This window comes from Mycobacterium sp. KBS0706 (genome assembly GCF_005938675.2).
Lineage (GTDB): Bacteria > Pseudomonadota > Alphaproteobacteria > DSM-16000 > Inquilinaceae > Inquilinus.
In genome coordinates, this window is the sequence record NZ_VCCH02000257.1 from 1 (window position 1) to 1,801 (window position 1,801).

Sequence of the window (1,801 nt, forward strand, 5' to 3'; positions counted from 1 at the left end):
TTCAGGGCAAGCGATCCGCCGGAGCGCTTGCCGATGCGCTCGCACTCCTCGCGCGACAGCTCAAACCCCGCCGCCATGGCTTGGGGCACCAATCCGGCGATCTTCTCATCAAGCTTTGCCCGGCTTCGGCGTTTTGGCTTCAAGCCTGGATCTGAGCTTGGTGCCGGCTCCGGATGGCTCTCCTCCACGGCGTTCTGGCGTCGCCCTCCGAGCCGGGCCTGGAGCACCGGGCGATCGGCGACGACGTCTCCAAGATGCAGCGTCGCCGCCTCCGGCGCCTGGCCTCTCGCCAGCCGGGCGACGAGCTCGCGCGTCGCCGCCAGCACCGCGACGCCGCAGTCATAGCCGTTGCTCTGCCGGGCCATCTGCCCATCCCAAAGCGGCGTCGTCACACCCAACCTGCCCGCGAGCTGTCCTGCAATGTCGAACTGGGCAAAGCCCGGCAGTGAATCATAGTGATGGGCCTGCGGTCCCTGCGGATGCCCCCGATCGACGAACAGCAGCGACCAGTGCGTGCCGCCGAACCCGGCATCACCGTTGTTCACCGGCAGAAACAGGTAACGGGCCGTGTCCTGGCCGTCGCCGTCGCGATAAATCCCCCCCAGCGCCTCCTCCAGATCCCTCCCGGGCTCGGCGTGCCGCAGCAGATGAACCACCGCCGGCGGCACGAAACGAGCCTCGGCGGCCAGGAGCGGATTCTGCCTCCACAGCTCCTCCGTCAGCAGCGCGTAATCCGCTGCGATATGTTCATCCCCCAGCCAGTCCGTGGCACCGAGCGGGACAGGATCCAGTCGCGGCCGTCGGACCGGCGCACCTTCTCCCTTCCGGTCCGACGCCGCCTTGCGCTTGCCAAGAACGGTCTGCGAGGGCATGCCGGGCGGCAGATCCTCATCGGACCTCTCCGCCACCTCCTCGTCGCCGCTCGTCCCCGCAGAACCGAGGAGGACGTCCAGGATCGCCCCATAGCGTGCGGGCTCGGCCATCTCCAGCAGGGCGTCGTAGGCGGCGTGGAACGCCGGCGGCACGTCGGCGATCGCCTCCCACGCCTCTTCGCGTGTCATGGCGGGTCTCGTCCCGCCTGCGGCCATCGCCGTCATCTCGACATCGCCCGACCCGTCGGCACCGACCTGCGCCGCCTGATGTGCCGCCCACTCACCGGGCAGGAGCCGAGCCAGCACTTTGGGCGGGTACAGCGACGCGAGCGTGGCGAAGTCGACCGGCCGGCCGTTAAGCGTGCCCACCGCCATGAGCCTGCACGCACTGTCTTGAAACCGCTGATGCCGGGCCGCCTGTTCTTCCAGGATCGCGGCATACAGCGCCTCAGGATCCTCGGCGAGCCTCTGACGCTCGGCCACATTCCGGTCGAGCAGGCCCACGACCGTGAACGGCATCTGCCTCGCGAGAACGCCCAGCTCCTCGGGATCGTCATCGATGTTCCGCCAGGCCTGGTTCAGATCCCCTGTCTGCAGCGACCGGGCCAAGGGTGGCATCGCGGTGATCTCCGACACCCACGCATACAGGGCCGGATCTTCCTCCCACAACTGCCGCGACCGCTGCGACCTCACTTCATCCGACATGACCTGCGAACCAGGATCGCCTCCCGACCAGACCGACGATCCAAGCGTGCCAGACATGTCATTCCCTCCGCCTCTCGTGAGCACCCCGCCCACGCCGTCAACATGGCGGCAACGGCCCGGATCGGTCCAATGCCCCATTGATATACAGTCATGATCCTCATCGCCGAACGTCCGGCTTCGCGCCGCCCCGGTCTGACAAGAGGCTGTCACATTGGGGTGCAGCC

General features: G+C 67.8%; 1 protein-coding gene. It reads right to left on the reverse strand.

Annotation, left to right across the window (positions count from 1 at the left end; all coding sequences use genetic code 11):
* Nucleotides 1–1,634: hypothetical protein (locus tag FFK22_RS41635; protein ID WP_143956992.1), on the reverse strand; the 1,634-nt coding region annotated here is incomplete at its 3' end.
* Nucleotides 1,635–1,801: the final 167 nt, after the last annotated feature.